This window comes from Streptomyces sp. NBC_01463, assembly GCA_036227345.1.
Classification (GTDB): Bacteria; Actinomycetota; Actinomycetes; order Streptomycetales; family Streptomycetaceae; genus Streptomyces.
In genome coordinates this window covers 8,955,124-8,980,990 of the sequence record CP109468.1, presented here as the reverse complement: position 1 = coordinate 8,980,990, position 25,867 = coordinate 8,955,124, and the positions used below count along the sequence as shown (strand labels likewise).

Annotated in this window: 26 protein-coding genes and 3 pseudogenes; 18 read left to right on the top strand and 11 right to left on the bottom strand. The window is 67.5% G+C overall.

What is annotated here, in order from left to right; translation table 11 throughout:
- Nucleotides 1-3 precede the first annotated feature (3 nt).
- Nucleotides 4-258 (bottom strand): hypothetical protein, encoded by a 255-nt coding sequence (locus OG521_39485; GenBank protein WUW26514.1) that lies wholly within the window; start codon nucleotides 256-258, stop codon nucleotides 4-6.
- Between the two features lie 325 nt (nucleotides 259-583).
- Between OG521_39485 and OG521_39480 the strand changes: the two genes are divergently transcribed.
- From OG521_39480 to OG521_39460, 5 genes are all read left to right on the top strand, one after another.
- On the top strand, nucleotides 584-853 hold the full coding sequence (locus tag OG521_39480; GenBank protein ID WUW26513.1) for a hypothetical protein: 270 nt from the start codon (nucleotides 584-586) through the stop codon (nucleotides 851-853).
- Between the two features lie 255 nt (nucleotides 854-1,108).
- Nucleotides 1,109-1,354, top strand: coding sequence for a hypothetical protein (locus OG521_39475; protein ID WUW26512.1), 246 nt, complete (start codon nucleotides 1,109-1,111; stop codon nucleotides 1,352-1,354).
- A gap of 539 nt (nucleotides 1,355-1,893) precedes the next feature.
- Nucleotides 1,894-2,031 carry a hypothetical protein gene (locus tag OG521_39470; GenBank protein ID WUW26955.1) on the top strand — a complete coding sequence of 46 codons (138 nt, stop codon included), beginning with the start codon at nucleotides 1,894-1,896 and terminating at the stop codon, nucleotides 2,029-2,031.
- A 54-nt stretch (nucleotides 2,032-2,085) separates the two neighbouring features.
- Entirely contained in the window at nucleotides 2,086-2,454 is a 369-nt protein-coding gene (locus OG521_39465) for a DUF4259 domain-containing protein (GenBank protein WUW26511.1), read from the top strand.
- Between the two features lie 165 nt (nucleotides 2,455-2,619).
- The gene (locus OG521_39460) at nucleotides 2,620-3,411 is read left to right on the top strand and encodes an IS5 family transposase (protein ID WUW26510.1); all 792 of its coding nucleotides are present in this window, start codon (nucleotides 2,620-2,622) and stop codon (nucleotides 3,409-3,411) included.
- Here the strand turns inward: OG521_39460 and OG521_39455 are convergent.
- Nucleotides 3,368-3,916, bottom strand: coding sequence for a hypothetical protein (locus OG521_39455; protein ID WUW26509.1), 549 nt, complete (start codon nucleotides 3,914-3,916; stop codon nucleotides 3,368-3,370). The two genes, OG521_39460 and OG521_39455, sit on opposite strands and share 44 nt — an antisense overlap.
- Before the next feature lie 549 nt (nucleotides 3,917-4,465).
- Here OG521_39455 and OG521_39450 point away from each other — a divergent pair.
- The gene (locus OG521_39450) at nucleotides 4,466-5,281 is read left to right on the top strand and encodes a class I SAM-dependent methyltransferase (GenBank protein ID WUW26947.1); all 816 of its coding nucleotides are present in this window, start codon (nucleotides 4,466-4,468) and stop codon (nucleotides 5,279-5,281) included.
- Nucleotides 5,282-5,862: 581 nt separating this feature from the next.
- A complete protein-coding gene (locus OG521_39445) occupies nucleotides 5,863-6,729 on the top strand; it encodes an aminoglycoside phosphotransferase family protein (GenBank protein ID WUW26508.1) in 867 nt (288 codons plus the stop codon).
- A gap of 395 nt (nucleotides 6,730-7,124) precedes the next feature.
- On the opposite strand, the pseudogene OG521_39440 reads toward OG521_39445, so the two are convergent.
- The 3 genes and pseudogenes from OG521_39440 to OG521_39430 form a co-directional block, all read right to left on the bottom strand.
- Nucleotides 7,125-7,291, bottom strand: a pseudogene (locus OG521_39440) (IS5/IS1182 family transposase).
- 327 nt (nucleotides 7,292-7,618) lie between these two features.
- The gene (locus OG521_39435) at nucleotides 7,619-7,828 is read right to left on the bottom strand and encodes a hypothetical protein (protein WUW26507.1); all 210 of its coding nucleotides are present in this window, start codon (nucleotides 7,826-7,828) and stop codon (nucleotides 7,619-7,621) included.
- Between the two features lie 66 nt (nucleotides 7,829-7,894).
- Nucleotides 7,895-9,057, bottom strand: a protein-coding gene (locus tag OG521_39430; protein WUW26506.1) for an IS3 family transposase whose coding sequence is annotated in 2 segments (ribosomal slippage) — nucleotides 7,895-8,770 and nucleotides 8,773-9,057 — 1,161 coding nt in all. Because the reading frame shifts where the segments join, the coding sequence is not laid out codon by codon here.
- Nucleotides 9,058-9,318: 261 nt separating this feature from the next.
- On the opposite strand from OG521_39430, the gene OG521_39425 reads away from it, so the two are divergent.
- Both OG521_39425 and OG521_39420 read left to right on the top strand, forming a co-directional pair.
- Nucleotides 9,319-10,551 (top strand): IS4 family transposase, encoded by a 1,233-nt coding sequence (locus OG521_39425; protein WUW26505.1) that lies wholly within the window; start codon nucleotides 9,319-9,321, stop codon nucleotides 10,549-10,551.
- A gap of 360 nt (nucleotides 10,552-10,911) precedes the next feature.
- Nucleotides 10,912-11,241, top strand: coding sequence for a hypothetical protein (locus OG521_39420; GenBank protein WUW26504.1), 330 nt, complete (start codon nucleotides 10,912-10,914; stop codon nucleotides 11,239-11,241).
- A 477-nt stretch (nucleotides 11,242-11,718) separates the two neighbouring features.
- On the opposite strand, the gene OG521_39415 is transcribed toward OG521_39420, so the two are convergent.
- Nucleotides 11,719-12,897: a beta-lactamase family protein gene (locus OG521_39415; protein ID WUW26503.1), complete on the bottom strand. Its 1,179-nt coding sequence runs from the start codon at nucleotides 12,895-12,897 to the stop codon at nucleotides 11,719-11,721.
- 594 nt (nucleotides 12,898-13,491) lie between these two features.
- On the opposite strand from OG521_39415, the gene OG521_39410 reads away from it, so the two are divergent.
- From OG521_39410 to OG521_39400, 3 genes and pseudogenes are all read left to right on the top strand, one after another.
- Nucleotides 13,492-14,790 carry a lipase gene (locus OG521_39410; GenBank protein WUW26502.1) on the top strand — a complete coding sequence of 433 codons (1,299 nt, stop codon included), beginning with the start codon at nucleotides 13,492-13,494 and terminating at the stop codon, nucleotides 14,788-14,790.
- Between the two features lie 256 nt (nucleotides 14,791-15,046).
- Entirely contained in the window at nucleotides 15,047-15,169 is a 123-nt protein-coding gene (locus OG521_39405; protein WUW26501.1) for a transposase, read from the top strand.
- Nucleotides 15,170-15,187: 18 nt separating this feature from the next.
- Nucleotides 15,188-15,493: pseudogene (locus tag OG521_39400) on the top strand (IS5/IS1182 family transposase).
- Between the two features lie 676 nt (nucleotides 15,494-16,169).
- On the opposite strand, the gene OG521_39395 reads toward OG521_39400, so the two are convergent.
- From OG521_39395 to OG521_39385, 3 genes are all read right to left on the bottom strand, one after another.
- On the bottom strand, nucleotides 16,170-17,063 hold the full coding sequence (locus tag OG521_39395) for a hypothetical protein (GenBank protein ID WUW26500.1): 894 nt from the start codon (nucleotides 17,061-17,063) through the stop codon (nucleotides 16,170-16,172).
- Nucleotides 17,064-17,073: 10 nt separating this feature from the next.
- Entirely contained in the window at nucleotides 17,074-18,891 is a 1,818-nt protein-coding gene (locus OG521_39390; protein ID WUW26499.1) for a hypothetical protein, read from the bottom strand.
- A 663-nt stretch (nucleotides 18,892-19,554) separates the two neighbouring features.
- Nucleotides 19,555-19,884 carry a hypothetical protein gene (locus OG521_39385; protein ID WUW26498.1) on the bottom strand — a complete coding sequence of 110 codons (330 nt, stop codon included), beginning with the start codon at nucleotides 19,882-19,884 and terminating at the stop codon, nucleotides 19,555-19,557.
- Between the two features lie 526 nt (nucleotides 19,885-20,410).
- Between OG521_39385 and OG521_39380 the strand changes: the two genes are divergently transcribed.
- Both OG521_39380 and OG521_39375 read left to right on the top strand, forming a co-directional pair.
- Entirely contained in the window at nucleotides 20,411-20,800 is a 390-nt protein-coding gene (locus OG521_39380) for a hypothetical protein (GenBank protein WUW26497.1), read from the top strand.
- Nucleotides 20,801-21,173: 373 nt separating this feature from the next.
- On the top strand, nucleotides 21,174-21,647 hold the full coding sequence (locus tag OG521_39375) for an ATP-binding protein (GenBank protein ID WUW26496.1): 474 nt from the start codon (nucleotides 21,174-21,176) through the stop codon (nucleotides 21,645-21,647).
- 224 nt (nucleotides 21,648-21,871) lie between these two features.
- Here OG521_39375 and OG521_39370 read toward each other — a convergent pair whose 3' ends face one another.
- Nucleotides 21,872-22,156, bottom strand: coding sequence for a hypothetical protein (locus OG521_39370; GenBank protein WUW26495.1), 285 nt, complete (start codon nucleotides 22,154-22,156; stop codon nucleotides 21,872-21,874).
- Between the two features lie 244 nt (nucleotides 22,157-22,400).
- On the opposite strand from OG521_39370, the gene OG521_39365 reads away from it, so the two are divergent.
- On the top strand, nucleotides 22,401-23,261 hold the full coding sequence (locus OG521_39365) for a poly-gamma-glutamate hydrolase family protein (protein ID WUW26494.1): 861 nt from the start codon (nucleotides 22,401-22,403) through the stop codon (nucleotides 23,259-23,261).
- A 476-nt stretch (nucleotides 23,262-23,737) separates the two neighbouring features.
- Nucleotides 23,738-24,151, top strand: coding sequence for a DUF6086 family protein (locus tag OG521_39360; GenBank protein WUW26493.1), 414 nt, complete (start codon nucleotides 23,738-23,740; stop codon nucleotides 24,149-24,151).
- A 40-nt stretch (nucleotides 24,152-24,191) separates the two neighbouring features.
- Here the strand turns inward: OG521_39360 and OG521_39355 are convergent.
- Nucleotides 24,192-24,512: pseudogene (locus tag OG521_39355) on the bottom strand (transposase).
- Between the two features lie 405 nt (nucleotides 24,513-24,917).
- On the opposite strand from OG521_39355, the gene OG521_39350 reads away from it, so the two are divergent.
- Nucleotides 24,918-25,217 carry a hypothetical protein gene (locus OG521_39350; protein ID WUW26492.1) on the top strand — a complete coding sequence of 100 codons (300 nt, stop codon included), beginning with the start codon at nucleotides 24,918-24,920 and terminating at the stop codon, nucleotides 25,215-25,217.
- A gap of 32 nt (nucleotides 25,218-25,249) precedes the next feature.
- Nucleotides 25,250-25,855: an N-acetylmuramoyl-L-alanine amidase gene (locus tag OG521_39345; protein ID WUW26491.1), complete on the top strand. Its 606-nt coding sequence runs from the start codon at nucleotides 25,250-25,252 to the stop codon at nucleotides 25,853-25,855.
- The last annotated feature ends 12 nt before the right edge of the window (nucleotides 25,856-25,867 follow it).

Genomic DNA, 25,867 nt, shown 5'->3' with positions numbered 1-25,867 from the left:
GGCTCAGTCGGCCTGTGGGTGACACGGGCAGCTGCACAGCGCCCCAGTGAATTTGTGGTTGAGCCTGCACCTGGCGTGCATGCGGTCCCGCACCCCTGGGAGGTCGTCGCGGTCGGGGTTGCGGGCGATGGCCTTCGTCAGGAGCAGCGCGGTTTCGCAGGCGGTCGACAGGTAGGTGCGGGGGCCCAGGAGGGCGAGGATGCCGTCGGGGAGTTGCTCGCTGGTTGAGCCGGGCGGGTTGGTCACTTCTTCCTCCATGCTGCTGATCGCCGCAAGGCCCGGTTGGCCCGCGGTGAGGGTGCGTAGTCGGGAACGATGTGCTCGCCGGCGGGGCGGAGTTCGCTCTCCCACGGAGTCCCTTGGTGGCCCGCCTGTTCGCCGCCCGGGCTTCTGCCGGGCCCGGTCACAGGTACCGCCCGGTGGGCACGGTTCGAACGCGGCGGCGGCGCTTCCTGGGGATGTCGAAGCGGGTCGGTCCGCGGGTGGCGGGTCGGCTGTAGTCGACGGGTACGCGTCGCATGCGGGGGACGGTGGTGGCATCCCGCTGGGCAGATGCTTTCGTCGCTTCCATACAATCCCGCCGGTGAAGAGACAGGTGCGGTTCACAGAGCAGGTTGCCCGGTTCCGGGACCATTACATGCCGGCCACAGATCGGGAGACGTTCTTGCGTCCCGTTGACAGGATTGCCGCCGACCCTGAGGGGGGCGGCAGCTATCTTGCCTTCACGACTGACACTGTGACACGCGAAGTCTGGGACAACCACATAATGATCAACTACGTGGTGACGAGCTTCTTCCTGGTCATCATCGACGCGGACATCTACGACGCGTCGCGTGGCTTCAACGAGGTGTAGCAGACCACTTGCGGGCAGGCACCTCGGAGATCAGAACCGTTGAAGTCACGCACCCCGCCGCTCCCCCACCGGGTCTGCTGCGGGGTGCGTGAACCGACTGGTCTGCCCAGTTCCCGGCCATAGGCGATCGCGGCCCAGGCGCAGCCCCCGAAGCAGTCCCCCGACGAAAGCACCTGAGTTCGCGACTTCTGAGGCGCCGGCCTCACGAACTTGGCCCCTGCCACCCGGGATCCTCGTGGGCGGTACCTTCCCTTCATGTCGCTCACTCCCGACAGTGATGCCAGAAGCCGCGAGGAGCTGCTCGCCTTCGTCGGAGAACTGCATCAGGGCTACCTCCGCCGGGGAAACGAATGGGAGAACCAGAGCCTCCATCACTTCCTTGGAGCCCTGGCGGCGTGGATGGATGCCTCGCCGGGCTGGTACCGGAACTCCGGGAAAGAGCTTCCAGAACAAGGGGATTGGGCCTTCCTGGCCAGGGCTCTTCAAGCCGCCACCTTATGAGGGAATCCGCCCCCGGAGCGGCCAGGCCGGGGTGAGCCAGTCTCGGTATGCGCCATCGATGCCGTCGTCGCGGTATGCCGACGCGTTCGGGAATCTGGCTGTCGACCGCACGCTGAAAATGGTTCGGGGTGAGCTCGTACCGGATCTCCCTGCAGACCTCCACCAGCTCCCAGTCGATGCCCTGGACCAGGTGGTCGCCGGGCTGTCTGAACTCGCCGAGATGTCGGGCCGAGCCCGCAGACGGCCCAAATGGCTCGCCGGGGCGTCACCGCCTCCGCGAAGTCCTCGACCACAGCGCATTACCGAATCAGAACCCGTCCCTCGCCGCGAAGCCGATATTCCGAAGGCCCACCCTTCTACGTGCAACCCCTCCGGCACCGCCGGCCGCTGACTTCGGAATCCTTTAAGAAGATGGCACTCGATGAACGTCGTTCCAACGTCGGCTGCTGGACCGGCGGCGTCCACACGGTTTCCGGGAGTACCCCGGATCTGCCCCAGGTTGCTGTCGCGGCCTGCACTCCTGGCCAGAGCGGCCGCGAGTGGCCGAACTCATCGCCCAGTGGCCCCGGACCTCAGGCGTCACCGAAGGGAACGTCAACCGCATCAAAATGATCAAGCGCCAGATGTACGGACGCGCGCGCTTCAAGCTCCTGCACAGGGTTCTGCTTGCCGCCTGACCGCACTGTCGGTGGTCAATGCGACGATCCCCGGACAGCCACACGAGGAGAGACATGGGCACCTGGGACATCGGCCCCTTCGACAACGACACCGCCGCCGACTTCAGCAGTGCCCTGGACGACGCAGCATCGGAAGCACGTGAATCCATGATCCGCAGCGCAATCAAACGCGCCGTCGACTCTGCGGACCACCTGGATGCCTCCGACGGCGAGCAAGCAGTGGCCGCGGCTGCCCTGGTCGTCGCCCAGCAGCCTGACGGCGAGCCGACTTGCTCGGACTATGGCCCATCAAAGCCGCTACCGGAGCTGCCCGCAGACCTTAGAAGGTGTTGCTGTTCCGGCCTTGAGGGGTGGGTGTCGAACGGGAGTCTCGTTCGGGTGACCGTGGCTGGCTGCGGGCATGAAGGCAGGGCCTCTTGGTAGCTCGGGGTTGCGAAGCCAACCGAGATCCAGGAGACCCCGTTGCCGCAGTTGTACGTGCTAGCACCGGTGGAGTTCAACTCGGCTGCTCTGTCGTGTGATTGTGTCGCTCACCGGTTCGGGAATGCCGCCGACCATCCGGAACGTGTTCGGAGATATCCCTCGGACATGACGGAAGCGGAGTGGGCCGTGGTCCGGCCGCTCCTGCCGGTGCCGGGCTGGTTGCGGGGCCGGGGCGGGCAGCCGGGGGCGTACTGCCACCGGGCGATACTGGACGCGATCCGCTATCTCGTGGACAACGGGATCAAGTGGCGGGCGATGCCGGCCGACTTCCCGCCGTGGGACCGGGTCTATGCGTTCTTCCGCCGCTGGCGCGACCACGCGCTGGTCAGGGAATTCCATGACCGGCTGCGCGGCCGGGTCCGCCAGAAGGCGGGCCGGGACGTGGAGCCGACGGCCGGTGTGATCGACTCGCAGTCCGTCAAGGCGGACGCCGTCGTCGGCGCCGACAGCCGCGGCTTCGACGGCGGCAAGCTGATCAACGGCCGCAAGCGGCACGTCGTGGTCGACACCCTCGGCCTGCTGCTGGGCGTCATGGTCACGAGCGCGGCCATCGGTGACCGCGCCGCCGCGAAGGAACTACTCGCCCAGGTGGCCGGCGCCCACCACCGGCTGGAACTCGTCTGGGCCGACGGCGGCTACACCGGCAGCCTCGTCGAGCACTGCCTGGCCGCCCTCGCGCTGGTGCTGGCGATCGTCAAGCGGAGCGACGACATGCGCGGATTCGTGGTGCTGCCGAAGCGGTGGATCGTCGAGCGTCTCTTCGCGCACCTGATGCGAAGCCGCCGCCTGGCACGCGACTTCGAACGATCCACCACCAGCTCCGAGGCGATGATCTACTGGTCGATGACCATGATCATGACCCGGCGTCTGGCCCGCTCACGCCCCGCGCGAGCGTGAACCGACCCGCCGCTGGCTCGGCCAGCCAGCCCCGCGCGACCAGGCGTTTCGCCTTCGACCGCAGCCCCTCCACCTTGGCCGGCACCACGTCCATGCCGAACGCGACGGTCATCTCCTGACAGGTCAGCGGCCCTTGACCGAGGCGGGCTCGATCCGCGAGCACGGCCAGGATGCGCTGATAGTCCGCCGACAGTGCCGTCCGAGCCAACCCCTCGCGCCAGACCGGAACCTGCGACTTCGCCTTCGCCACCACGGGCGGTGACGCCCGCACCTCGGTTTCTGTCACGGCGCCGTCTGGCCCATCAGTGACCACCGCGTCGGCTGAGTCACCGCCTGGCGCGGACAACACCACAACCACCCGCTCGCGGGCGATTGTCCACTCCAGCCACTCCTGCTCGGCCGCCGCGAGCTCGGCCTGAATGCGGTCGGCTTCCTCGCGCAGCCCGTCCACACGACGGCGGGCGGCAAGCTCGTGCTGTTCCAGCAGTCCGACAACCGACGGCATTCACGACCTCCACGGGAGCGACGAAACGACCCCCCATCGCTCCCACACGAACACCACTCCTATCCCTGACCAGCGGAAACGCAGCCGTCATGCACGGAAAGACAACAGCTTCTTAGACCGCTCGCCGTCGATGCTCTGGACCAAGCGGTCTCCGATCTGTCGGAACTTGCCGAGCTGTGGGCACAAGCTCCAGACGGCTCGAAGTGGCGCCAGCACATCGCCCGCCTTCGGGACGTCCTTGCCCCTCCGATCCCGCCACAAGACGAAACCCTCTTCGCGATCTGACCGGTGCCCCACAGTCAAGGACCACCGAACCTGTGCCAGAACCCGAGTTGGCTCTGGTCCACTTCGTGTGATCGCGTACACAGAATGGCTGTTGATCTTCGTCCAACAGTGGTTCTACTGGTCGTAGGCGGTCAGTGCCCATGGCTGACATGGCTGACTGGCCGCGAATGAGCCCGGCCTCCCTCATCGGGCCCCTCCGAATCGATCATCTAGGCTGGCGCAGTGGCTAACGAGCAGGAGCAGGAGCAGGTGCAGCCGTCGGGAGTGTGGGCCACGGCGGTGGGGGTGGCCAGGGTGCGGGCGCTGGAGACCGGGCGGGAGAACGCACTGTTCCGCGACCCCCTGGCACAGGCCTTCGCCGCCGCCGGCGGCCTGTGGCCCTCCTCGCCGCCGCTGCCCGATGACGAGGCCGCGCGACGCCGTCGGCTGGCCGTGTCGCTCTCCATCGTCATCAGGACGAAGTTCCTCGACGACCTGTTGCAGCAGGCCTCCGCTTCCGGGGTCCGGCAGGTCGTGCTGCTCGGCGCCGGCATGGACAGCCGGGCCTTCCGGATGGACTGGCCCGAGGGCACCCGGCTGTTCGAGGTCGACACCGCTGCACCACTGGACTTCAAGGCTTCGGTGCTGCGCCAGGAGCGGGCCGTCGCACGCTGCGAGCGGATCACCGTCGCGGTGGATCTGCGTGAGGACTGGCCGGCCGCACTGGCCGCTGCAGGGCACGACCCGGCCGAGCCCACAGCTTGGATCGCCGAAGGACTACTGATCTATCTGCCCGAGGACGCGGTGGAACTGCTGCTGGCCCGGATCAGCACACAGTCGGCCTCAGGCAGTCGGATGGGACTGACCTTGGGCTCGCGCGGCGTGCTCGAGCGATTCGGCACGGACGCCGCGCCGGGATCGGCAGCATCCATGTGGGTCTCGGAGATGCCCGACGACCCGGTGGCCTGGCTGGCCGGGCACGGCTGGGAGGCCGACAGCCACACCCTGCGCGAGCGCGCTGCCGCCTACAACCGTCCGATCACCACCCCACCGCAGCGCGACGAACAGCCCGGCGGCCTGATCTCCGCGGTCCGTCAGTAGCACCTCCCGGTGGCCGGGCAGCAGTTCTTCGCGCCCGGCGGCCCGCCCGGCCGGAACCGGATCGGTTCCGGTTCACCGGCTGGAAACCCGGTCTTCGCGTGCAGCATCCTGGGCCCTCTGCGGACGTGGGCAGGTGTCCGTTTGTGTGGCCCAGACCGCTCCCAGGGCCGCCGGCGGTCCATGGCCAGTGGTCGCGTCAGGCGAGGCTGGGCATGGGCGGCGATCACCAGCCAGGTCCACCGATCGGCCGTCTCCGAATTGTAGTCCGGGGCTTGGTCCAGCCCAGTGTCCGCTTGAACAGGCGAGGCGTGTGCTCGAAGTCGCAGCGCCGCGAGAGGGACTGCCAGCAGCGGTCGCCCGTCCCCTTCGGTGGGCGCTGATGCCCGACCACCACGGCCATACCGGCTTGGCACCGGCCCCGCGGCACACACATACAGCCTTGTTGACCATCTCAGTGAGGGTGGCGAACCTGCGGGCCAGCGCTCTATTACTTGGCGGGCGCCTGTACCGAGCCGCGATCAGTTGGCACCTGTTCCCCGCTGGTTGGCACCGCCTCCGCTCATCCATGCCAAGATTCGCGGATGGAGATGACCGACATCGCGCGTGCGATCGCGGCTGCGACTTCGGTCGCTTCATCACTCGGCCTGCCGGCCGACGACGCGATCGTTCTCCACAACTCGAACAAGCTGGCACTGCGGCTGACGCCATGCGGCGTCTTTGCCCGAGTCGCCCCTGTGGGACAAGAGGTTGCACAGTTCGAAGTCGAGCTCGCTCAGCGGCTCGCCGATGTCGGATGCCCTGTGTGTCCCTTGGAACCTCGGGTGGACCCACGTGTGTACACGCGCGATGGCTTCGTAGTTACCTTGTGGACCTACTACGAGCCTGTGACGCCTCACCTCTCACCAGTCGACTACGCCATGGCTCTGGAGCAGCTGCATGTCGGCATGCGCGAGGTCGATGTGCCAAGCCTGAGGTTCACGGACCGGATCACGGAGGCGGAAGAAGTTGTCGCCGACCCGGATCGCTCGCCGGAGCTCGCCGGCCCGGACCGCGCTTTCCTCGGAGGCAAGCTGGCAAGCCTGCGACGGGCGATCGACGAGCGCGGTGCCGTGGAGCAACTCATCCACGGCGAGCCACATCCAGGCAATGTGCTCAGCACGAAGAACGGCCCGTTGTTCATCGACCTTGAGACGTGCTGCCGCGGCCCCGTCGAATTCGACCTCGCCCATGTTCCCGAGGCAGTCTGCGCGCACTACCCGAGCATCGACCAAGAGCTGCTGGACGAGTGCCGACAGCTCGTCCTCGCAATGGTCGCCGCGTGGCGTTGGGAGCTTGGCGACCAGTTTCCGAACGGGAGGCGCTTCGGAGAAGAGTTCCTGCACGCATTGCACGACGGTCCTCCTTGGCCGACGCTCGACACGATGAACAAGCGACTGGGCGAGCTGTAGGAGCCGCCGAAAGCCACGTGATAGCGGCAAGGGACCGCGGACGAGACTGCCGCCCGCCTGCTTGAGCAGCCCGATCCGGCACCCGACTTTTTACCTGCGCTTGCAGAGCTCGCGGTCAAAGCCGGGCGGGCGACCACCTGCCGTGCCTGGCGGAGCCGGTGGCCGGCCCAGTTGCGGTTTCCCGGGATCGTGTGCGGGATCTGGAGGCGGCGCAGGCAGGCCCGGATCACCCGGGAGGAGCACGCAGGGTCGGCGATCACGCGCGAGGCCCGGGTGTGCGTGCGTCCGCCGCTGGTCCGGGCGACGCGGATTCGATCCACAAGCCGGGTGAACTGCGGGGCGCCTCCGCGCTGTCCGCCGGTGACCGTGACGGCCAGGACGTGCCCGGAGCCGGCCACCGCCAAGTGGAGCTTGGTACTCAGGCCTCCGCGCGAGCGGCCCAGCGCACGATCGTACGGCTCCGCCGCCAGTTAGTTCGCACACGTCCAGCCCGGATCGTGATCCCCTTTCTGCGGGCACCGGCGGCATGCTGATGCGCCCGGCAAACCGTCGGGTCGAGCAGAACCTCCCACGATCACGCCGTCTGCGTCAGCCTCGACCCGGAGTTCGCCCAGGACGCAGGCCCAGGTCCCGTTGATCTGACAGCGCCGGAAGACCGAGTACGCGGCCTCCCACGGCTCGTACCGGGCCGGGGACATCCCGCCACGGCGAACCGGTTCTGGCCCACCACCAAATCCCGCCGAAGACCTGCCCTCGGTCCCTCGGCGGCCGACCCATCTTCGGCAACAGCGGCAACAGCAACTCCACCCGCTCCCACTGCTCGTCCGTCAGATCACCACGCGCCACACCAAGATCATTTCATCGGCTCGACCGACGCCTCGATCCCGCGTCAGGACGCCGCCTCCCCCGTCCCTGCTTCCTCATCCGAGCCGTACATCTCGACCAGCAGGCGCTCACGCGCCGCCTTCAAACGCTCGTCATAGTCCGGCATGAAGACCTCAGCGAGCGTCGTCTCCAGCGCCCCGGACATTGTGTAGATCGGAGACCAGACTGCACGGTCCGTCTTCAGCAGGTCATCCAGCATGTCGGACTGGTGCATCGCACGGTAGAGCCAGTCCGACAGCACAAGAGCCGGGTCTGCTGCACCTTCAGGTGACAGGTTCAGTCACGCGGCCTGAAGGGCCGGTGTGGTCATGACGGTCTCGTATTCGACGGGTGTGAGTCGGCCGAGTCCTGTTTGTCTGCGGCGTCGGTGGTAGGTCCGTTCGATCCAGGTCACGATCGCGATTCGGAGTTCTTCGCGGGTGGCCCAGGTGCGTCGGTCGAGGACGTTCTTCTGCAGCAGGCTGAAGAAGGACTCCATGGCCGCGTTGTCACCGGCTGCTCCGACTCTTCCTATCGAGCCGGCCATCCGGTGGCGGCCGAGGGCCTGGACGAATTTCCTTGATCGAAATTGCGATCCTCTGTCGCTGTGCAGGATGCATCCGGTGACGTCCTGGCGCCGGGCGACGGCGTTGTCCAGGGCGGTCACGGCCAGCCGGGACTTCATCCGTGCGTCGATGGAGTAGCCCACGATCCGGTTACTGAAGACGTCCTTGACCGCGCAGATATACAGCTTGCCCTCGCCGGTGGGATGTTCGGTGATGTCGGTGAGCCACAGGCGGTTCGGGCCGGTCGCGGTGAAGGTGCGGTTCACGAGGTGGTCGTGGACCGGCGGGCCCGCCTTCTTTGTTCGGCCGCGTTTCTTGCCGAACACGCTCCACCACTGGTTGTCCCGGCAGATCCGCCACGCGGTCCGGTCCGCCATCACCGCTCCGGTGCTGCGGGCCTCGTCGGCCAGGAAGCGGTAGCCGAACTCAGGGTCGTCACGGTGGGCGGAGAACAGCGCGTTCGCGCGATGCGCCTCGGCGTGCTCGGCTGGGGTCACCGGGGCGTCGAGCCAGCGGTAGTAGGGCTGTCTGGCGAGCTTGAGTACCCGGCACGTCACCGTGACGGGCACCCCGCCTGCGGCCAGCTCTTTCACGAGCGGGTAGATCCTTTTCCCGGCAGGTTCGCCTGCGACAGATAGGCCGCCGCCCGCCGCAGAACCTCGTTCTCCTGCTCCAGCAACTTGATCCGCCGACGTGCTTCCCGCAGTTCCACGCTCTCCTGGCCGGTCGTCCCGGGCTTCACGCCGTCGTCGATGTCCGCGCGGCGCATCCACTTCCACAACGTCATTGCGTGGACGCCAAAGTCGGCGGCCACCTGCTCGACCGTGACGCCCGGGCCGCGGTTCCTCGCGACCCGCACAACGTCCTCGCGGAACTCCTGGGGATAAGGCTTGGGCACAGCGACATCCTTCCCACCTGCCATACAGGGCAAGCCAGTTCAGATGTCACCCGTTCGTGCGGCAGACCCGCCTGATCGCGCGTGAACTTGATGGTTATCGGTTCCTCTGCCACGGAGGAACCGTAACCGGCACACTCGATGAACGCCCGCGTGGGACGGGTGCAGCCGAGCCGGTTCCCAATCAGCCTCTACGAGTACAGCGCAAATACCTCCTAGGTCCAATACCGGTGACTTTGAGTTGTGTTGGTCGTTGGATGTGTTGTGCCAAGGCCTGGGCAGGTGAAGTCGTCGGGTGAGCGGTTGTCGGACCGGATCGCCTTGGGTGTGTTGACGCGGGTGTATCCACCCGGGGTGGTGGATGAGGTGATCGCGGAGTGCGGGCGCCGGGAACAGCGTTCCCGGCTGCTGCCGGCCCGGGTTGTGGTGTATTTCGTGCTCGCGATATGCCTGTTTTCCGGCCAGGGCTATGAGGAGGTGGCCCGGCTGCTGACGCAGGGCCTGGAGCGTGTGCGGCAGTGGGAGAAGCCGTGGCAGGTGCCGACGACGGGGGCGATCGGCAGAGCCCGCAGACGGTTGGGGCCGGAGCCGTTGAAGGCTCTGTTCGCGAGGGTGTGCCGACCGGTGGCCGCCCCGGACACGGCTGGCGCCTGGTATTGCGGGTGGCGGTTGGTGGCCGTGGACGGCACCGTCTTCGACGTCCCGGACACCGAGGCGAACAGCACGTTCTTCGGCCGTCCCGGCTCCGGCCGGGGACAGCAGCGCAGTGCATATCCGCAGGTGAGGGTTGCCGCTCTGGTGGAGTGCGGGACGCATGCGGTGTTCGCCGCGGCGACCGGTCCGCTGTCGCTCCACGAACAACAGCTCATTCCCGCATTGCTGGGCCGGCTCGAGCCAGGAACGCTTCTCATGGCCGACCGCGGTATCACCGGCTTCGAGCTGTGGAAGGCCGCTTCAGGCACAGGCGCGGACCTGTTGTGGCGCGTCCGCAAGAACGTCGTGCTCCCGTTCCTCGAAGCCTTGGAGGACGGCTCCTACCTGTCCGAGATCGTGGCCACCAGCGACCGTCACCGCCGTGATCCGGCCCGGATCCGCGTCATCGAATACACCCTCGGCCGAGATGGTGACGAGACGGTCTACCGGCTGATCACGACCATCTGCGACCCGGCCCAGGCGCCCGCCACCGACCTTGCCAACCTCTACCACCAGCGGTGGGAGATCGAGAACACCCTGGATGAGATCAGAACCCACCAAGGTGGCCGCCAGCTGGTCCTTCGATCGCAATACCCCGATGGAGTCGAGCAGGAAATCTATGGTTTCTTCCTCGTGCACCACGCATTACGCGACGTCATGCACCACACAGCTCACCAAGCCGGCCTCGACCCCGACCGGCTGTCCTTCACCCGCACCCTTCGCATCGCCCGCCGCCACGTCACCGACCAAGCGGCGCTTTCCCCCCTCACGACTCAGTCAAGCCCTGACCCACACCACCCGTGAACTGCTGGAACGACTCCTCCCGCCCCGCAGGCAACGCTCCAACCCCCGCGTCATCAAACGCAAGATGAGTAACTGGCACCTCAAACACACCCACCACCGCAACCCACCCCAACCACCCACCAGGGCAATCACACTTGTCCCACCCACCAAAGCAACCCGCAGACCCCAGAAGACCACCTAAATCACCGGTATTGCTCCTAGGTCCTGTCTGGAATCGTGATCAATGCGGTCTGTTTCGCACCCGAGCGCCACGCCGAGTTGGTACAACCCTCCGGTGACGCGACGTGAACCGAGCGATGCCGAGTGGGAACTGATAGAGCCATTCCTGCCGATCGGACGGTACGGCCCTTTCCGCAGCGCTTGCACGAAGAGTTCCAGGGCGCCATCTCTCGGATCCGCGCTGGTAGCCAATGGCGCGAAAAGCCTGAGGAGTTCAGGGCCCGGCAGACGATCTACAGCCACTTCGCCCAGCGGCGCGACGTCGGCATGCTCGCCGGGCCGATGGAGGGGGTGGTCGTCGAGACCGCGCGGCGCGGCCAGGCAGGCATGTCCCTGATCAGCCTGGGCTCCGCGGTGGCCCGCGCACATCGCGAAGCGGCTGGGATGGTGGTGGAACCGGAGGTCCTGGCGGTGCAGGAAGAGGCCGCGGCGCAGAAGAAGCAGAAGAAGGGGCCACGAAAACCGGGCTAATCATCCCGGAGACCGTCGACTCGCCGATCTGTGAGTAGGAGCGGGCCGAGCGCCGACGGCTGCGTCGGCGCCGCCGGGTCCGGCGCAAGGCAGCGGCGCTGGGTTTCTCACGCGGTGGTCTGACCAGCAAGGTCCACCGGACCACGACCGGTCCAGCCCGCCTCGCCCTGGGAATCACGCGGTGGAGGCGGGCCCGGGCCCGGGCCGCGCTCCACCGGGGCGAACCGCAGGTAGACGGTCCGCCCCGACGTTCTCGGAGCACTGCTCTTTTCCCTGATGGCAGGTGCCGTCATCGCTAGCCTGCGTGTTTGGGCTTGACCGGGTCGCGATCCTGCGGACAACGACATGGATCACGCCTTCAGTTAAGGCGGTTGGCTTCTCGTGCGCGATGCGGTCGAAGGCGGCTGTAGTGCCTGGGGCGAGCTCGTGCGACGACGAACTTGTCCGCAGCGGTCCCGGTCGCCACACTTTCTGTACTCAGGTGCGGGTGAGTAGGTCTGCAACCCGAGCGATCATTTGGTTCTCCTCACCGTTTCGGGCGGTCGTCGGGTTGCAGGAAAGCACGAAGCGCCGTTGTTGGTCACGAGTGGAGAACGCGGCGTTCTTATAGCCATACGTCTCGCCGGTTTTGCCCCAGAGAGTTACACCATTGACGGTGACCTGCTGAAGCCCGGCGCTGTAGCGAGCCGGAGAGCCGTCCAGCATGCGCACGTCGTCCGGTGGCAGGGTGAACATCAGCTGAAGTAGCTCCGGCGGGAGCAGTTCGCCGGAGAACAGGGCAACGAGCATCCGGTCGAGGTCACCCGTGGTGGAGATCATGTCGCCCTCGCCCCGAGCGGACGATTGGTCGTACGCGGTGATGTCCCGCAGGCCACCGTCGGCCATCGCCAGGTATCCACGCACGTGGCGACCCCGAATACGCAGATCGTTGCCGGGTACGACAGTGTGGGCCAGGTCCAGCGGGCGCAGGATGCGGGCCTTGACCGCCTCTCCGTACGGACGGCCGGTCACCTTGTCGATGATCAGTGCGGCCAGAGCATAGTTAATGCCGCGGTACTCCTGTCCGGTACCCGGGGCGAACTTCAGCGGCCCGTTTGTCACCGTCGCCACCCACTCCTGCGGCGACCAGTGGTCGAAACGGTGGCGGAAGACGTCCTCTGCGGATACCGGTTCGGGGATGCCGACGTGATCCGGCAATCCGCTGGTGTGGTTCAGCAGATGTGCCACGGTGACGGGCGAGAACCGGGCCGGCAGCAGCCCCGGCAGGACGCGCTGTACCGGTGCGTCCAGGCCGACCCGTCCTTCACCTACGAGTTGCAACACCACCGTGGCGACGAAGGCCTTGGTGATGCTGCCGATGCGGACCTTGTCGTACACCGTGACCGGCCGTCGCGTCTCGACGTCAGCCACACCCTCGGCACCACGCCAGTAGCCGGCCGTACCGCCGACTCGCAATTGGGCTGCGGTCGAGGGCGGACGCTCCAGGTCGTCGATCGCCGCCCGCAGCACGGCGGCATTCAGTGGTGGGAGAGGAGCGGAAGGCACTGGAGATGCGATGGCCCGGCGCGTGGGTAGAACAGTAGTGGCGGCCAGCGCCGCCGCTCCTGACAGGGCGGCGCCCGCAAAGGCCCTTCGTGACATACGCGTTGGTCTCATGCTCCTCACGCTGCCAGCGCGTCCAGGACCGAGCATCGGGGCCGTCCCCGAGTGATCCCTGACTGCCCCCTGATCCGTTCCGGACACCAGTGACTCACTGACGCATGGCACATTCGATGCACCCAGGGCGCTTGGCCAGGTTCCCGACGAAACAGTGGACAAGGTCGTCCGGCGTGAACATCCGGCTGAACAAGCGCTCCCGGAGCTTCTCCTCCAGGCCCTGCTGCCCGTACTGGTGGCGGTACTTGCGGTAGGACTCGCGGATGCGCTGCCCTGTGGTGCTCTGCCTGCCTGGTGTCCCGCTCGCCCAGACGTCAGGCGAAGGGCCCTTCAGCGTGTCTGCGTCAGTGCCCGGCTCGACATCTCCTGGTGTGGCCCCCGCGGTGTCTCTCAGCGCGGTACGTGAGCCGCCAACTGCGCACACTTGCCGGGGCGAGCCGGGGTCGAAGGTGCCGACCAAAGGGCAGCAACACAAGCAGGCTCGTTGCGAGCGGGGGCAGGCACCAGCACGATCCGGGGGCGTCCACCCGTGCGTCGGAGTTCGTGACGCGTGAGGCTTAAGGCGTACTCATCGAGCCGCACTTGGGAGAACTGATGGTCATCCTCACCTCGACATCCTCGCGCAAAAGGTCCCCGTACGGCGGCCGCCGCCGGGCGCAGATGGCAGCCGTCTGCTGCTGCCTGTTGCTGAGCGCACCGGCCGTCGCCACTGCCGCCACTCCCCCCGTCGCCCATGCCCAGGAGCAGCACAAGGAGCATGGCCGAGGCACGCTGGTGTCCTTCGAAAGGCTGTACACGCTCGCGAGCCCGCAGGCCGTGGCGGGTGAACTGGGCGCGGCCGGATTTGAGAACGACACTGTCCGGCATGGCGTGGTCGCGTACCGGCTGGTCTACCGGACCATTGATGTGTACGGACGGCCGACCACAGCCAGCGGGCTGTTCGCGATACCGCTCAACAGCGAGAGACGGCTGCAGGCGGTCTCCTTCGCACACGGCACCGGAAGCCACAAGGACGATTCGCCGTCCATGCAGCGTGCGAAGTTCGTGTCCGCTCCAGTGATCGCTCATGCGGCTGCCGGCGCCGCAGGAGTCGCACCCGACTACCTGGGGATGGGCAAGGGGCCCGGCTTGCACCCCTGGATGGATGTCGGCTCCGAGACCACGGCCTCCCTGGACATGCTGAGGGCGGCCCGCGCCTTCGCGCCCCGGACCGGGCACACGCTGGAGCGCGACGTCATGGTCACCGGCTTCTCGCAGGGCGCCTCGGCAGCGCTGGGACTCGGCCGGGCTCTGGAGGGCGGCGCGGACCGCTGGTTCAGGCTGGGCGCGCTGGCACCGGTCAGCGGCGCCTACGACTTCGGTGGCACGGAATTGCCCGCGATGCTCGAGGGGAAGCTGGAACCCAAGTCCAGCGTGCTGTACGCGGCCTACACACTGGTCGCGTTCAACCGACTCCACCACCTCTACGACAGCCCTGGCGAGGTCTTTCGAGCCCCTTATGACAGCACTGTCGAGGCCCTCTTCGACGGCGCCCACACGGGAGAGCAACTGATGCGCGGCACCCCCGGCGCCGTGGATGAACTGCTGACCGAGAAAGGCCGCCACTTGCTCGCACAGCGGACAGGGCCGCTGGCAGAGGCACTACGCACAACGGACGCCGTATGCACCGACTGGACACCTCACGCCCCGGTGCGTCTCTACATGGCGACCGGGGACGAGCAGGCCGCGACCGGGAACACCGAGACCTGCAAGGCGGCGCTGCTCAAGAGAGGCGTAGACGCACCGGTCATCGATTTGGGAGCCGTCGATCACCAAGGATCCCGTCACCTGGGGTCCAACGTGGCAGCCACATCGTCGATCGTGCGTTGGTTCGGCGAGTTGCGACAGCGGTGACTGGAACGCCCCGGCTCCATGCCTCTCCTTCACGGGGCCGGGGTGTCCGAGCACAGGAGCAGCTGACAACAAGGTCAGCCTGAACGCCCGCGAGGCTGAGCAACCAGGCCGTGGCCGTGTGTGATGGATCAGATGGTCGTTCTTGCATGGCGTGGGAGTTCGTGGGGGCCTGAGTGATGGCCATTGGAGACTGATCGAGCCACTACCACCGGACCGGACACCTCGTCGGGGCCGTCGGTAGACGGATCATCGGCGGGTGGTCGACGCGGTGGCGTTCAAATACCGCAACAACCTCGCCTGGCGTGACGTGCCTGACGAATGCCCTCCCTGGCAGACGCTGTTTGACCGGTTCACCCATTGGGCCCGCGATGGCACCTGATACCGCGTCCTCGTCGCTTTGCAGGCCCGCGCGGACGCGGATGGCGATCTGGACTGGCTTTCGGGCGTCGATTCCACGGTCGTCCGCGCCCACCAGGTCCGCGTCCACCAGCACGCCGCCGATGCCGCGAAGAAGGGGGCTCGGGCCGGGGAGCCGGACGACCACGCTCCCGGCCGATCTCGCGGCGGACTGAGCACGAATCTCCACCTGGTCACCGACGCCCGATGCCGCCCAATCACCTTTGTAGTCGCCGCTGGACAAGCAGGTGACGCACCGCAGTTCGAGCGTGTCATGGCCGCTATCTGTGTCACCGTGGTCCTGCGCGCGCAGGCCGGCCCGCTGCCCGTCGCCTGGGTAGCGGCCGATGCCGCCTACGACAGGACTCCCGCTTCCGACGCTTCCTGGAAGACGCCGGCCTCTCCTGCGTCGTGGCCGTGCCCAAGTCCCAGCAGGTGCACGGCCCCCGCATCGAATACCTCATTGGCCAAGCTCCCGCCGAGGCGTGGCAGCGGCTCTCCTGCAGCGACGGCGCCAAAGGACCGCGATTCTACGACTGGGCTGCCGCCCGTCTGCCGGCGGTCTGGGAGTTCGACGGCGACGAGCCCACCCGGCAACGCTGGATGCTCGCCCGCCGCAGCATCACCAAGCCCGACGAGCTCGCCCACTTCCTCGCATCAGCCCCCTTGGACGCCACCGTCGCCGATCTCGTTCAGGTCGCCGGGTGCCGCTGGAAGATCGAGGAGTGCTTCCAGAGCGCGAAGAACAAATGCGACCTGGACCAGTACGAAGTCCGCCGCTACGTCGGCTGGCCCCCCTTGGGGGGCACCGCACCGTGGGCAGGTACCGCGGCGGACGCCGGCCGTCCAGCCGGTGCTCCACCGCCGCGCCCAAGGACAGCAGGTCGGTGTCCTGGCCGTTGCCCGGTCGAGGAGGCCGGCGGAGCCGGTGTGACGCGCTGTGTGGGGGGCCGGTCGTTGGTCCGTCCCGCTGCTCCGGGCGCTCAGCTGCCTCGTACGATCACGGCTATGCCGCCAACCGGCCGCTCATTGCGGTACTGGGCGATCTGGAAGGGTGCGAAGGCCTCGCTTCCCACCTCGTCGGTGACGACGAGCAGCAGTTCCATGTCGCGCTGCTCCATCGGGCTCAGCGTGAGTGTGTGGGTCAGTTCGTTCTGCCCCTGAGCCTCTCCCCCGGTGGTGGTGTCCTTCAGGGACAGCCAGGCCGAGGCCTCGACCGGGCGCAGGCGCTCGTCGTTGGGGATGTTGCCCCACAGTTCCCGGGGCATCGGGCGGACGCCGATCTGGTACGTGACTTCGTCGTCCGTCGGGTTCGTCGCGAGGAACGCGAAGGGCTCCGGCGCGGCGGGGGCGGCCGGCAGGACGGCCAGGTTGTGCTGGGCCCAGTGCCTGTCGTTGACGGGGTCCGCGAGGCCTCCGGCGGCCACGTTGTCCAGTGGGTGCCAGACCTTGGCCAGGAGGCAGATGTGGTTGCCCGAGCTCGCCGGGATCCGCGCGGTGAGTGGTGTGGTCTCGGCCCGGCCGCCGTGCGGGGGCACCGCGACCGGCGAGAATCCCATGAACTTCGACGGGTCGGGGATGACGGGTCCGCTCACCGGCTTGGACCACCACAGGCCGACGTATGCCAACGAGGGACTGTTCCCGCCCTGCCAGTTGCCGATGGCCACCTGCGCGGTCAGGTCCTGTCCGGGCTGGAACGCCGTCAGCGGCTGGATTCCCGAGCAGAGGTACCAGCAGACGCCGTTGGGTACGGGTCGGTCGCCGTGGTCCTCCCCCACGTCGGGCAGGTCGGGCGGCGGGTAGCTGTGGATGTAGAGGTAGGGCCGGTCGTTGCCCCCCTCGTGCGGCTGTTGCTTCCGGCCTCGATCGGTGTCCATGGCTGGGTCCTCACAGGTCCTGGTAGGCGAGGATGTCGACGCCCACCGGGTCGTCGTCGATCGAGCCGCGGGTGGACCAGCACGGGTGGGCCGTGCCCCGGTCCGCGTCAAGGTCGAGGTTCCTGTCGCCGGGTGTGCCCAGGGCGACGTCCTCCCACCTGCGTACGCAGTCGGGGCCGGTGGCCGTGAGGACGATGCCCGGGTCGGCTCCCACGGGAACGGTCTTCGTGTAGTCGACCGGGTTCTCCATCTCGGTCCGCGGATACCGGTAGAACGTGCGGACGTCGTCCGTCTCGGGTCGGTGCGGCTGCATGGTGTCGTTCGGTACGGCGAGGAACTGGCGGTGGAGCGGGAAGCCCAGCCGCCCGTCCGGGTAGATGAGGCCGCAGCCGGACAGGAAGGCGCCCGCCTTGCCCATGGCCTCCCACAGGCGTACGTGCAGGTCGAACAACTGGGAGACCAGCTGGTCGAGTTGGGGGACTCGGGCGGCCGCGGCGAAGCCGCTGCCGGTGAGGGGCTGGCTCTGCGAGGCCAGCGCGTCCTTCTCGGCCTGGCTGAGGTCGACGGTGAACGCGTTCCGCCAGTTCTCCGCCACGTGCTTGTCCCAGAACGTGCAGCTCTTCTCCTCGCCCCACTCCTCCCAGCACGGGCCTCCGAGCAGCACGGCGAAGCAGAGGAACGCCAGCACGGCCAGGCAGAAGCTGCCGCAGGCGCTCTCGCTGTCGGCGGTGCTGTCCGTCGCCGTCGGCGGCCCCACCTGCCCGCCGCCGTACCCGTGGTAGCTGGTCGGTTTCACTCCGGGCCCGTGGGCGTACGGAGGTGTGGCCGTTTCCGGGGTGACGGCCGCCTGCGGCGGGTGCGCGGGATCAGCGAAGAACTTCGTGACGAACGAGGCGGGTGGCAGGGCCGGTGCGGGCGGCTGGACGAAGGTGTCGAGGAGTTCCAGCTGCCTGATCAGGCGCCCGTAGCCCAGGGCCGGATCCGGCACCGGGCTCAGCTTCGACAAGTCGTACGTCTCCTCCAGCATCCTCGTGAGGAAGTCGGCCGTCTCGCCCGGCAGGGTCGCCTCCGGTGCGTTGTCGAAGCGCAGGGAGTCCGCGATCCCGCGGCAGCTCCGTACGTCCGGATACCGTTCGCCGCACCACGATCCGACGGCGTTACGGGCTATGCGGTCCCGGAGCCGGTGGGAGCGTCGCGGTCCGCCGACGACCTGGGTGAGGTAGACCGAGCCGGCGGCGTTCGCCGAGTAGCCGGACAGGATGCCGAAGGCCAGGGCGCGTGTCTCCGCCGTACCGGCTTCACCGAACGCGGTACGTACGAGCGCGTCGGTCCTGCGTGCGAGGAAGACGTCTCCCCATCCCCACTGGGACACGGGTTCGTCCTGCTGGCGCGGGTGGCGCGGGATGTGGGCCATGGTCCGCAGGCGTTTGCCGAGACCGTCCATCCGGAGGAACGTGTCCTTCGCGTCGCTCGTGGCGCGGCGGAGGCTCAGGGTGGCCTCGCAGAACCTCGACGCGGCCCCTGGGCTCGACGGGTCGGACAGGGCCGTCTCGATCTCGCCGCGGATTCTGCCGATCTCGGCGTAGAGGGCGAGGCCGTCCGTCCACATCTTCGCCGCTTCCTCAAGCAGGCCGGCCTCCGTGCCGTCGGATGCGGCGTGAGCGAGGACGTGGTCGAGCAGGGCACCGAGTCTCGCGTGTGCGGGGTGGTCGGCGCAGTCGTCCACGAGCTGGTTGCGGGCCGCGTCGAGTGCGGGGTCGACGGGGGCGGTCGCGAGGGCGTCGAGCTGCTGCGACAGGGCGACGACATGGGTTCGGGCGTCGATCATGGCGCACACCCCTTTTTGGGTGTCGGTGATGACCCACCGGAAGAGATCCGCAACGGGTGCGGTCGGGTCGCCGGCGCGGTGCGCAGTCCCTGCGACGGACCGGGCCTTCGATCGCGCATTGCGAGATTCTCGAAATGGCCTGTGCCACCAGCATCGCGCCGTTCCGTGCACCCGGCAACTCAGTCGCGGGACGGCCGCCGGCCAGGCCGACGCGGGTCCGGTCCGCGTCGGCCTGACGGACAACTTCGCTGCTGGAAAAGGCTGATCGCGGCCGCAGGACTTGAGGATGGTGGACGCCGAACACGAACGAATCCTGCGTGCACGAATGCGCCTCGCGGAACCGGACGTACTGGACCGGTCGCATCGCGCACGCCTAGCCGGGCCGCCGCGTCCATGATGCAGATGGACTGCTGGTTCTCCACCGTCACCCCGGTCGGTGCGTCCCCGGTCCGGCACAGGCCGACCTCCATCGCCTCCCGTGCCTCATCGTCGGCCCGCTGCGTCTGATCGCGGTACGGCCTGCCCGGGAAGTTCGGCATGCGGTGGACCGTGCTCCGGGGTATCTCAGAGTCGTCAGCCTGTCCCACGTCTGCTCGTACGTGGCCGTCTCTCCGTTCCCGAGAATGCCTTGCTGCCCCGGGGCCGGTACCTCTGGGCGACGCGTCAACTGGGCATGCTGAAGTACATCGAGGACGCCCACGCCTGGCCGGCGTCACACGGGTCCTCCTCCTCGGAGGGGTCGACATCGGCGTAGGCAAAGGCGGACCCGTAGTAGGCCGGCCAGCTGACCACACAGATCCCGGCGTCGTTGATCGTCGCGCTGCTCGTGGAGGTGCCGGGGACTACGGTCGCGATCTGGCCCTTCTTGTAGGAGTTGGTCGTATGGCCAATGCCGAAGAGGTCGACTCCTGCGCCGTTCCAGATGCATTCCTGGTGGCGAGAGGTGTTGTAGTTCCTGTCGGTTCCTGGCAGCTGGAGGTTGAAGTCCCTCACGCTGGCTTTGCTCGGGCAGGTCACACGGCTCGGGGAAGTCCACGTCCGCCGCAACCTTCTCCGGTGCGTCAGATGCCTTTGTGGTGTCAAGATCACCTTCGGCGTCGGCCCGAGCGAGCAGAGCGGTGAAGACCTTCTCCCAGGTCCCATCAGGGGCCCACTCTCGTAGCCGGTTATGGGCGCCCTTCCACGAGCCGAAGCGCTCGGACAGGCCCATCCACGGCGTCCCGGTGCGGTACTCGAACGCGATCGCGTCGATCACCTGCCGGTGATCCCGCCACCGTCCACCCCGCTTCGGCGTCCTGTCCGGCAGCAACGGCTCAATGCATGCCCACTGGGCGTCAGTCAACGACACAGCTCAGCCAACGATCAGATGATCCGAAGGAACGGCCTAGCCCCACCGCCCGGTGTGCCGGCGCCTCCACCTGGGCAGTGGTCGTAGTCGGCCCGGCTCCCGCCTCGGATACCGTGTTCCACTACGGGGTGCCAAACGGAAGTGTCATCCCCCACCGGAGGTAGTCAGCGTATGAGTTCAAAGCGCAGCAAGAATCCAGCCCTGCCCGTACTTGACGACGCGTTTCGACTCGCGTCGGTCAGGGACGCCGAAGAGTCCACCCGTGACTTGGCCGCGCGGCTGGCCACCACCGAGCTGCGCCGCGTCTCCCACCCGGGCCGGGTCACCTGGGAGCCCACCGATCAGGCCGAGCCCGTACCGGTCCCGCCGACGGTGGTCGACGGTGACGGGGACCTGTGGCTGCGGGACCGGGGCACTGGCACCTGGACCATGCCCGAGTTCAACCCGAAGGAGTTCCCGGCCCGCTGTGGCGAGGTTCTCACGTGGAACCAGCTTGCCCGCGAGTTCGGCCCGCTCACCGGATTGGCCGACGACCGCCGCATCGGCGGCGGCCGGCGCTGACCCGCAGCCTTCTGGGATGACCGCACCCCTGAAGCGCCCGCACGGGGTAGCTGGGAGCTCCAGCTACCCGCACAGCTCGACGATGGCGGCGAGCAGGTGGCAGAAGGTCAGCGAGGCAGGTGGTTACGGCTCGTCCCCGCCACTTGCCAGCGCACCGAGCTGCGTATCGCCGGCGCCTCCACACCGTCACATGCCTCTGCCAGGGTGTGGGAGCCGGCGCCCTCCTGCGCAGTTGCGTCACTGTCGCCGCCGCCTCGCCGCCTGACCCGAACCCAGGATTTCAGCCCCGTCTGAAAGTCGTGGGGCTGGGTAGGCGGAAGAGGTTCCAGTGCGGCGAGCGGGCCGCGATGAGTGCTGACGGGGGATTTGGTCCATGGAGCAATTGACGATGACCGGGCTGCCACAACGAGAGGCGGCTGCACCAGGCACCGTGCGGGACAGTACCGGCTACGAGATGACATCCGGCGAGATCGCCCACGCCCGTGCCTTCGTCAGAAGGTTTCTGGACGTCGCCCAGTCACAGCACGGAATGACCGTCTCTGCTCGCGCGGTGGAGATCGCGCAGCTGGTCGTGAGTGAGCTGGCCACGAACGTCTGCAGGTACGCCCCCGGCCCTTGCCTGCTCGACCTCGAATCCGACGGTGCGCTGCTGGACATCGTCATATGGGACTCCGGCCCCGTCCTGCCCGCCGCCTCTCCCGCCGACCCCACCCGGGTCGGCCAGCACGGGCTCGAACTGGTCCTCATGCTCTGCACGAGCTTCGCCATCCACCGCGAACCAGTCGGCAAACGCATCCGTGTCCAGATCCCCCTGCACGATGACTCGCTCGTTCCATCCGCCTGGTAGCAAGACCGCCCGCCCGCGAGGACTGCGCAGCGGTGATCGACCGTGCCGGCGCACAGCTGCCACGCTGGGCACTGGCGGTGGTTGACGGAGCAGCCAGCGCGTGGTGAGTACCCGGTGCTCAGTTCGGTGCGGCGGGTAGCCTGACCTGCCGTCATGAAGGAAGCGCCCCGGCTCGCTGATATCGGCGGGCGGGCTGTCAGCGGTGGTGTTGGAGGCCAGCGGGTTCAGTGATTAGTGATGCGGTGGTGTTCGGCGTTGATGCGCTGGGCCTCTTCGAGCTGGTCTTCCGCCCTGGTGAAGTTCGGCATGACCAAGCAGTCCGCCGTGCCGACAGGTGCGTCGCCGGCGTCGGCAGCCAGAACCGTGCGTCGACGTTGCCGCGAGATCTCCTCCCACACGGCCTGTGGAATCTCCTGGGCCAACGGGGCATCGTCCGGTTTCAGTTCCCTGTACAGGGCCAGCAACGCAGGCAGGTCGCTCTCTGCCGCCGTCCGCACAGCGATCCTCACCCGCCGAGCCTACGGCCCGGTCAGCGACCGGGGTCCCTCCTGCCCGTAGCTCTCAGGTGAGCCGCGAGCCCTACGCTCGCCTCCCGCCTCCGCACATCAGTCGCTAAAGTTCCGCCCATCGGGCGGGGGGTCCAGCTCCTGTTCGCGCCATCGTGTGGCATGCGTCGGCCTTCCCGCTACCGTGCCGGGAATCCGGCGTCGTACGCATCCGCGGGCCGGCCCGCACAGCACTTAAGGAACAACGATGTCCCAGTCCCACGCCAGTCGCAGGACCATCCTCGCCACCCTCGTGGCCGCAGCTGCGGGCGGCCCGCTCCTGACCGGCCTTGCCGCGACTTCGGCCGCCGCTGCCGGCGGTGACACGTACACCTCGAACTCGGACCTGTACACGAAGGCGGTCGAGGGCCAGGACTTCGCCCGCCGGTTCAAGCGGCACGAGGCCTTCGACAACGACAAGGCCACCACCCCGCTTCCCCGTCTGACCAGTGTGCTGGCCATCCACGGCGGCGGAATCGAAATGGGCACGTCCGAACTCTGCCTGGGCATAGCGGGTTACCGGCCCGACACCCTCGCCCCCGTCACGGCGGGCGCCCCGGTGCACGACTACTGGATGCTCGAGGGCATGCGCACTTCCAACAACGGCGAGCTGCACGTCACCGCGTCGCACTGTGACGACCCGGTCGCCCGGTCCATGGCCGCGGGCAGCGCCAACGTCCTCAGCCTGCACGGCTGCACGGCGACTCAGGCCGGCGCGCCCACGGGCCGGCCCGAAGCGGTCGTGGTCGGCGGTGTCAACACCCGTTTCCGCCAGTTGCTGTCCGCGAAACTGAGCGGTGCGGGCTTCCAGGTACTCAAGGGCGACCCGGACGACATCAACGGCGACCTGCCGGAGAACATCTGCAACCGCACTCTGACGGGCGAAGGCGGCGGCCAGCTGGAGATCACCACCGAACTCCGTCAAAGCCTGTTCGGGAACTTCTCCGGTGCGACCAATCGTGCGGCCACCACCAACGCGGACTTCTGGAAGTTCACCAATGCCTGCCGTGACGCGATCGCGGCGATGGAGACCGAGCAGCGGGCGCGCAAGAGCCTCTTCGCCTACTGAGAGAAAGCCATGGGGTGAACCGTCCTGATCCTTCCCGCGGCCGGGGAAGGATCAGAACCCGCAGCAACTGACCCACAACGCTGCGCCGGCCATCGCGACTGCGGAGGGCTGATGGCCCCGGCCCCGCGAGGAAGCGGCCTTCCCGCGCAGGCGTCAGCCGACTCGGCCGGTCCGCTCGGCCTCGGGGCTCATCCGAGTGTCGAACCCGGTGGCGGGGTCGATAATCCGGCCCTGCACCCACCAGCTCTCCGCAGCGGATTCCAGAACAGTCCGCCAAGCGGCAGCCGCGGGACACACGAGGGCAGCCACCTTCGCGACCAGACCCGGCAACACCCCGGACGTCACGGAGTACGCCCTCGACCTGCGGGACAGCGCGCGCCTTGGCTTCGTTGATTTCCAGGGGTTCTGGCTCACTTTCCGTGGAGGGCTGACTGAACGTAATGTCGACCTCGTATGACCAGCGGTGAGAGGCTGACGTGAGCCAGTACTACGACTTGGGCGACCGAACCCTGTGGACCCCATCCAACGGGACGTCGCGGCTGTTCATGAGCCAGGTCACCGTCTATCAAGCCGAAGTGGGGCTGTCATCCGGCATCGGCCCCATGGAAGCTGACGAGTGTCAGATTGACCCCGTCGCATTCGCAGCGTTCGTCGATGCCCTGCTCGCCTGGCATAGCAAAACCAGGCACGCCGTCATGGCCACCATGTCCGAAGGGTTCGTTGCCACGGTGCTGGCCTTGGCTGAGATAGCGAGCATCGAGGTGAGCTGGCAGGGGGCCAAGCGCGCCGAGAGCCACTATCTCAAGACGGCTTCGGACCCCCATGCAAAGCAGTGGACAGCCGAACTGCAGCAGAAGTCGCGGGAGCTTGTCCGACACATGGCGCCCTGAGCCTCGTCTGCCATCACCTCTGGCGACTCGGGACGTGGCCCTATGTGTAGAGCAGGACACGCTTGCGGAGGAGATCGAAGCCGGCCCGGCCGAACATCTGGCGCTTGAGCATCTTGATTCGGTTGACGTGTCCTTCAACAACACCGGAACTCCAGGGCAGGGTGAGGCCGGCGATGACAGCGGCGCGGTCTCGGTCGATGCCGGCGGCGAGGCTATGGAGACTGGGCAGGTCGTCCTGGCGGACGGCGTCGAGCCACTGCGGGAGCCGTTCGCCTTGGCGCTCGGTGAGCATCCGGGCGAAAAACCGCACGTGACCGACGAGTGCATTGAGCTCGGGGCACTCGGCCAATACGGCCTTGAGCTGGTTAGTTGTTCCGTCATGTCTGACTTCGGGGGTACGCCACGTCCATCCACATCGAACGAGTCTGGTCGCTGCCTTGGACCGCCGCTGATCCCAGCCGGAACATTTTCGACTGGGACGATGATGAGGCGGCACGGCTGACGGCGCTTGTCGTCCCGATGGTTCCCTCCGAAGCCGACCGGGCGGCTGATCCCGACCGAGTGGCGGGCTATCGGTTCATGGACAACGCACCGTGCTCCTGGTGTCCCGTTACGGCCGGTGGGCCTGCGGTTGGGACCGCTCGGTCCACAACGGTGGACCCGTCGAAGCCTGGTGCTGCGAGAGTCACACTCGGTCACAGACGCACATGAGACCGCCGAACGCGTCGTGGCCTGCCTCCTGGAGTGGCGTGACTGGCTGGAGGACATGGCCGAGCGGTTCGAGCAGCTTGCACCGCATCCCGACGCGGACGCCGAGGACCGAAGCTGGCATCTGGAACGCGCGGTGACCCGCCTGGTCACCGCGGTCGTCAACAGCACCCACGCCGAATCGTCCTGGTGCGGGCTCTGCGAGACGACGCTGACCTGGTTCCTCACCTCCACCGGCGTCCCCTGGTGCGTACCGCCTTTGGTCGGCCCTTTGGCATGTCCCAGAAGGTCTTGGCAGGGGTGTGGAGGGGGGCTCATCATGAAGCGCGCAATTGTCATGGACACGGCTTGCGCTTGAGCGCCCCACTTCTCTCCCCAAGGGAGCCTCTCATGGATCAGCCCAGCCCCCACGCCCCCAGACCCTCGCGCCGACGCCTGCTGCAGGGCGCCGCCGTCACCGCCGCTGCTGCCGCGCTGGGGCCCCTGGCCGTCGGACGTGCCGCCGCCGCAGCTCCGTATCCCGTGACGCACTGGATACCGGCGAGCACCTCCAACTACACGGTCTCCAGCCGCCCGAGCAGCTACCCCCTGAACTACGTGGTCATCCATGTCACCCAGGAGACCTTCCAGGACGCGATGCGGATCTTCGAGGATCCGACCCGCCAGGTGTCCGCGCACTACATGGTCGCCTCCGGGGACGGCTACATCGGGCAGTTCGTACGGGAGAAGGACATCGCCTGGCACGCCGGCAACTGGGACTACAACACGCGCTCCATCGGCATCGAGCACGAAGGCTGGGTCGACCAGCCGCAGTGGTTCACCGACGTGATGTACCGGCAGTCGGCGAAGCTGACCGCGGCCGTCTGCGACCGCTACAGCATCCCGAAGACCCGTACGCACATCATCGGCCACGTCGAGGTTCCGGGCACGGACCACACGGATCCGGGTCCGAACTGGGACTGGACGAAGTACATGAAGCTGGTCAACGCGGCCTGACCCCTCCGTGCT

Excerpts from the sequence above, each read along its gene's own strand:
- OG521_39435 (WUW26507.1), bottom strand. The coding sequence starts at position 7,828 with ATGCACCAGTCCGACATGCTGGATGACCTGCTGAAGACGGACCGTGCA.
- OG521_39465 (WUW26511.1), top strand. The coding sequence starts at position 2,086 with ATGGGCACCTGGGACATCGGCCCCTTCGACAACGACACCGCCGCCGAC.
- OG521_39415 (WUW26503.1), bottom strand. The coding sequence starts at position 12,897 with ATGAGACCAACGCGTATGTCACGAAGGGCCTTTGCGGGCGCCGCCCTG.
- OG521_39380 (WUW26497.1), top strand. The coding sequence starts at position 20,411 with ATGAGTTCAAAGCGCAGCAAGAATCCAGCCCTGCCCGTACTTGACGAC.
- OG521_39390 (WUW26499.1), bottom strand. The coding sequence starts at position 18,891 with ATGATCGACGCCCGAACCCATGTCGTCGCCCTGTCGCAGCAGCTCGAC.
- OG521_39445 (WUW26508.1), top strand. The coding sequence starts at position 5,863 with ATGGAGATGACCGACATCGCGCGTGCGATCGCGGCTGCGACTTCGGTC.
- OG521_39345 (WUW26491.1), top strand. The coding sequence starts at position 25,250 with ATGGATCAGCCCAGCCCCCACGCCCCCAGACCCTCGCGCCGACGCCTG.
- OG521_39350 (WUW26492.1), top strand. The coding sequence starts at position 24,918 with ATGGCCGAGCGGTTCGAGCAGCTTGCACCGCATCCCGACGCGGACGCC.
- OG521_39395 (WUW26500.1), bottom strand. The coding sequence starts at position 17,063 with ATGGACACCGATCGAGGCCGGAAGCAACAGCCGCACGAGGGGGGCAAC.
- OG521_39460 (WUW26510.1), top strand. The coding sequence starts at position 2,620 with ATGACGGAAGCGGAGTGGGCCGTGGTCCGGCCGCTCCTGCCGGTGCCG.
- OG521_39410 (WUW26502.1), top strand. The coding sequence starts at position 13,492 with ATGGTCATCCTCACCTCGACATCCTCGCGCAAAAGGTCCCCGTACGGC.
- OG521_39485 (WUW26514.1), bottom strand. The coding sequence starts at position 258 with ATGGAGGAAGAAGTGACCAACCCGCCCGGCTCAACCAGCGAGCAACTC.
- OG521_39475 (WUW26512.1), top strand. The coding sequence starts at position 1,109 with ATGTCGCTCACTCCCGACAGTGATGCCAGAAGCCGCGAGGAGCTGCTC.
- OG521_39375 (WUW26496.1), top strand. The coding sequence starts at position 21,174 with ATGGAGCAATTGACGATGACCGGGCTGCCACAACGAGAGGCGGCTGCA.
- OG521_39365 (WUW26494.1), top strand. The coding sequence starts at position 22,401 with ATGTCCCAGTCCCACGCCAGTCGCAGGACCATCCTCGCCACCCTCGTG.
- OG521_39455 (WUW26509.1), bottom strand. The coding sequence starts at position 3,916 with ATGCCGTCGGTTGTCGGACTGCTGGAACAGCACGAGCTTGCCGCCCGC.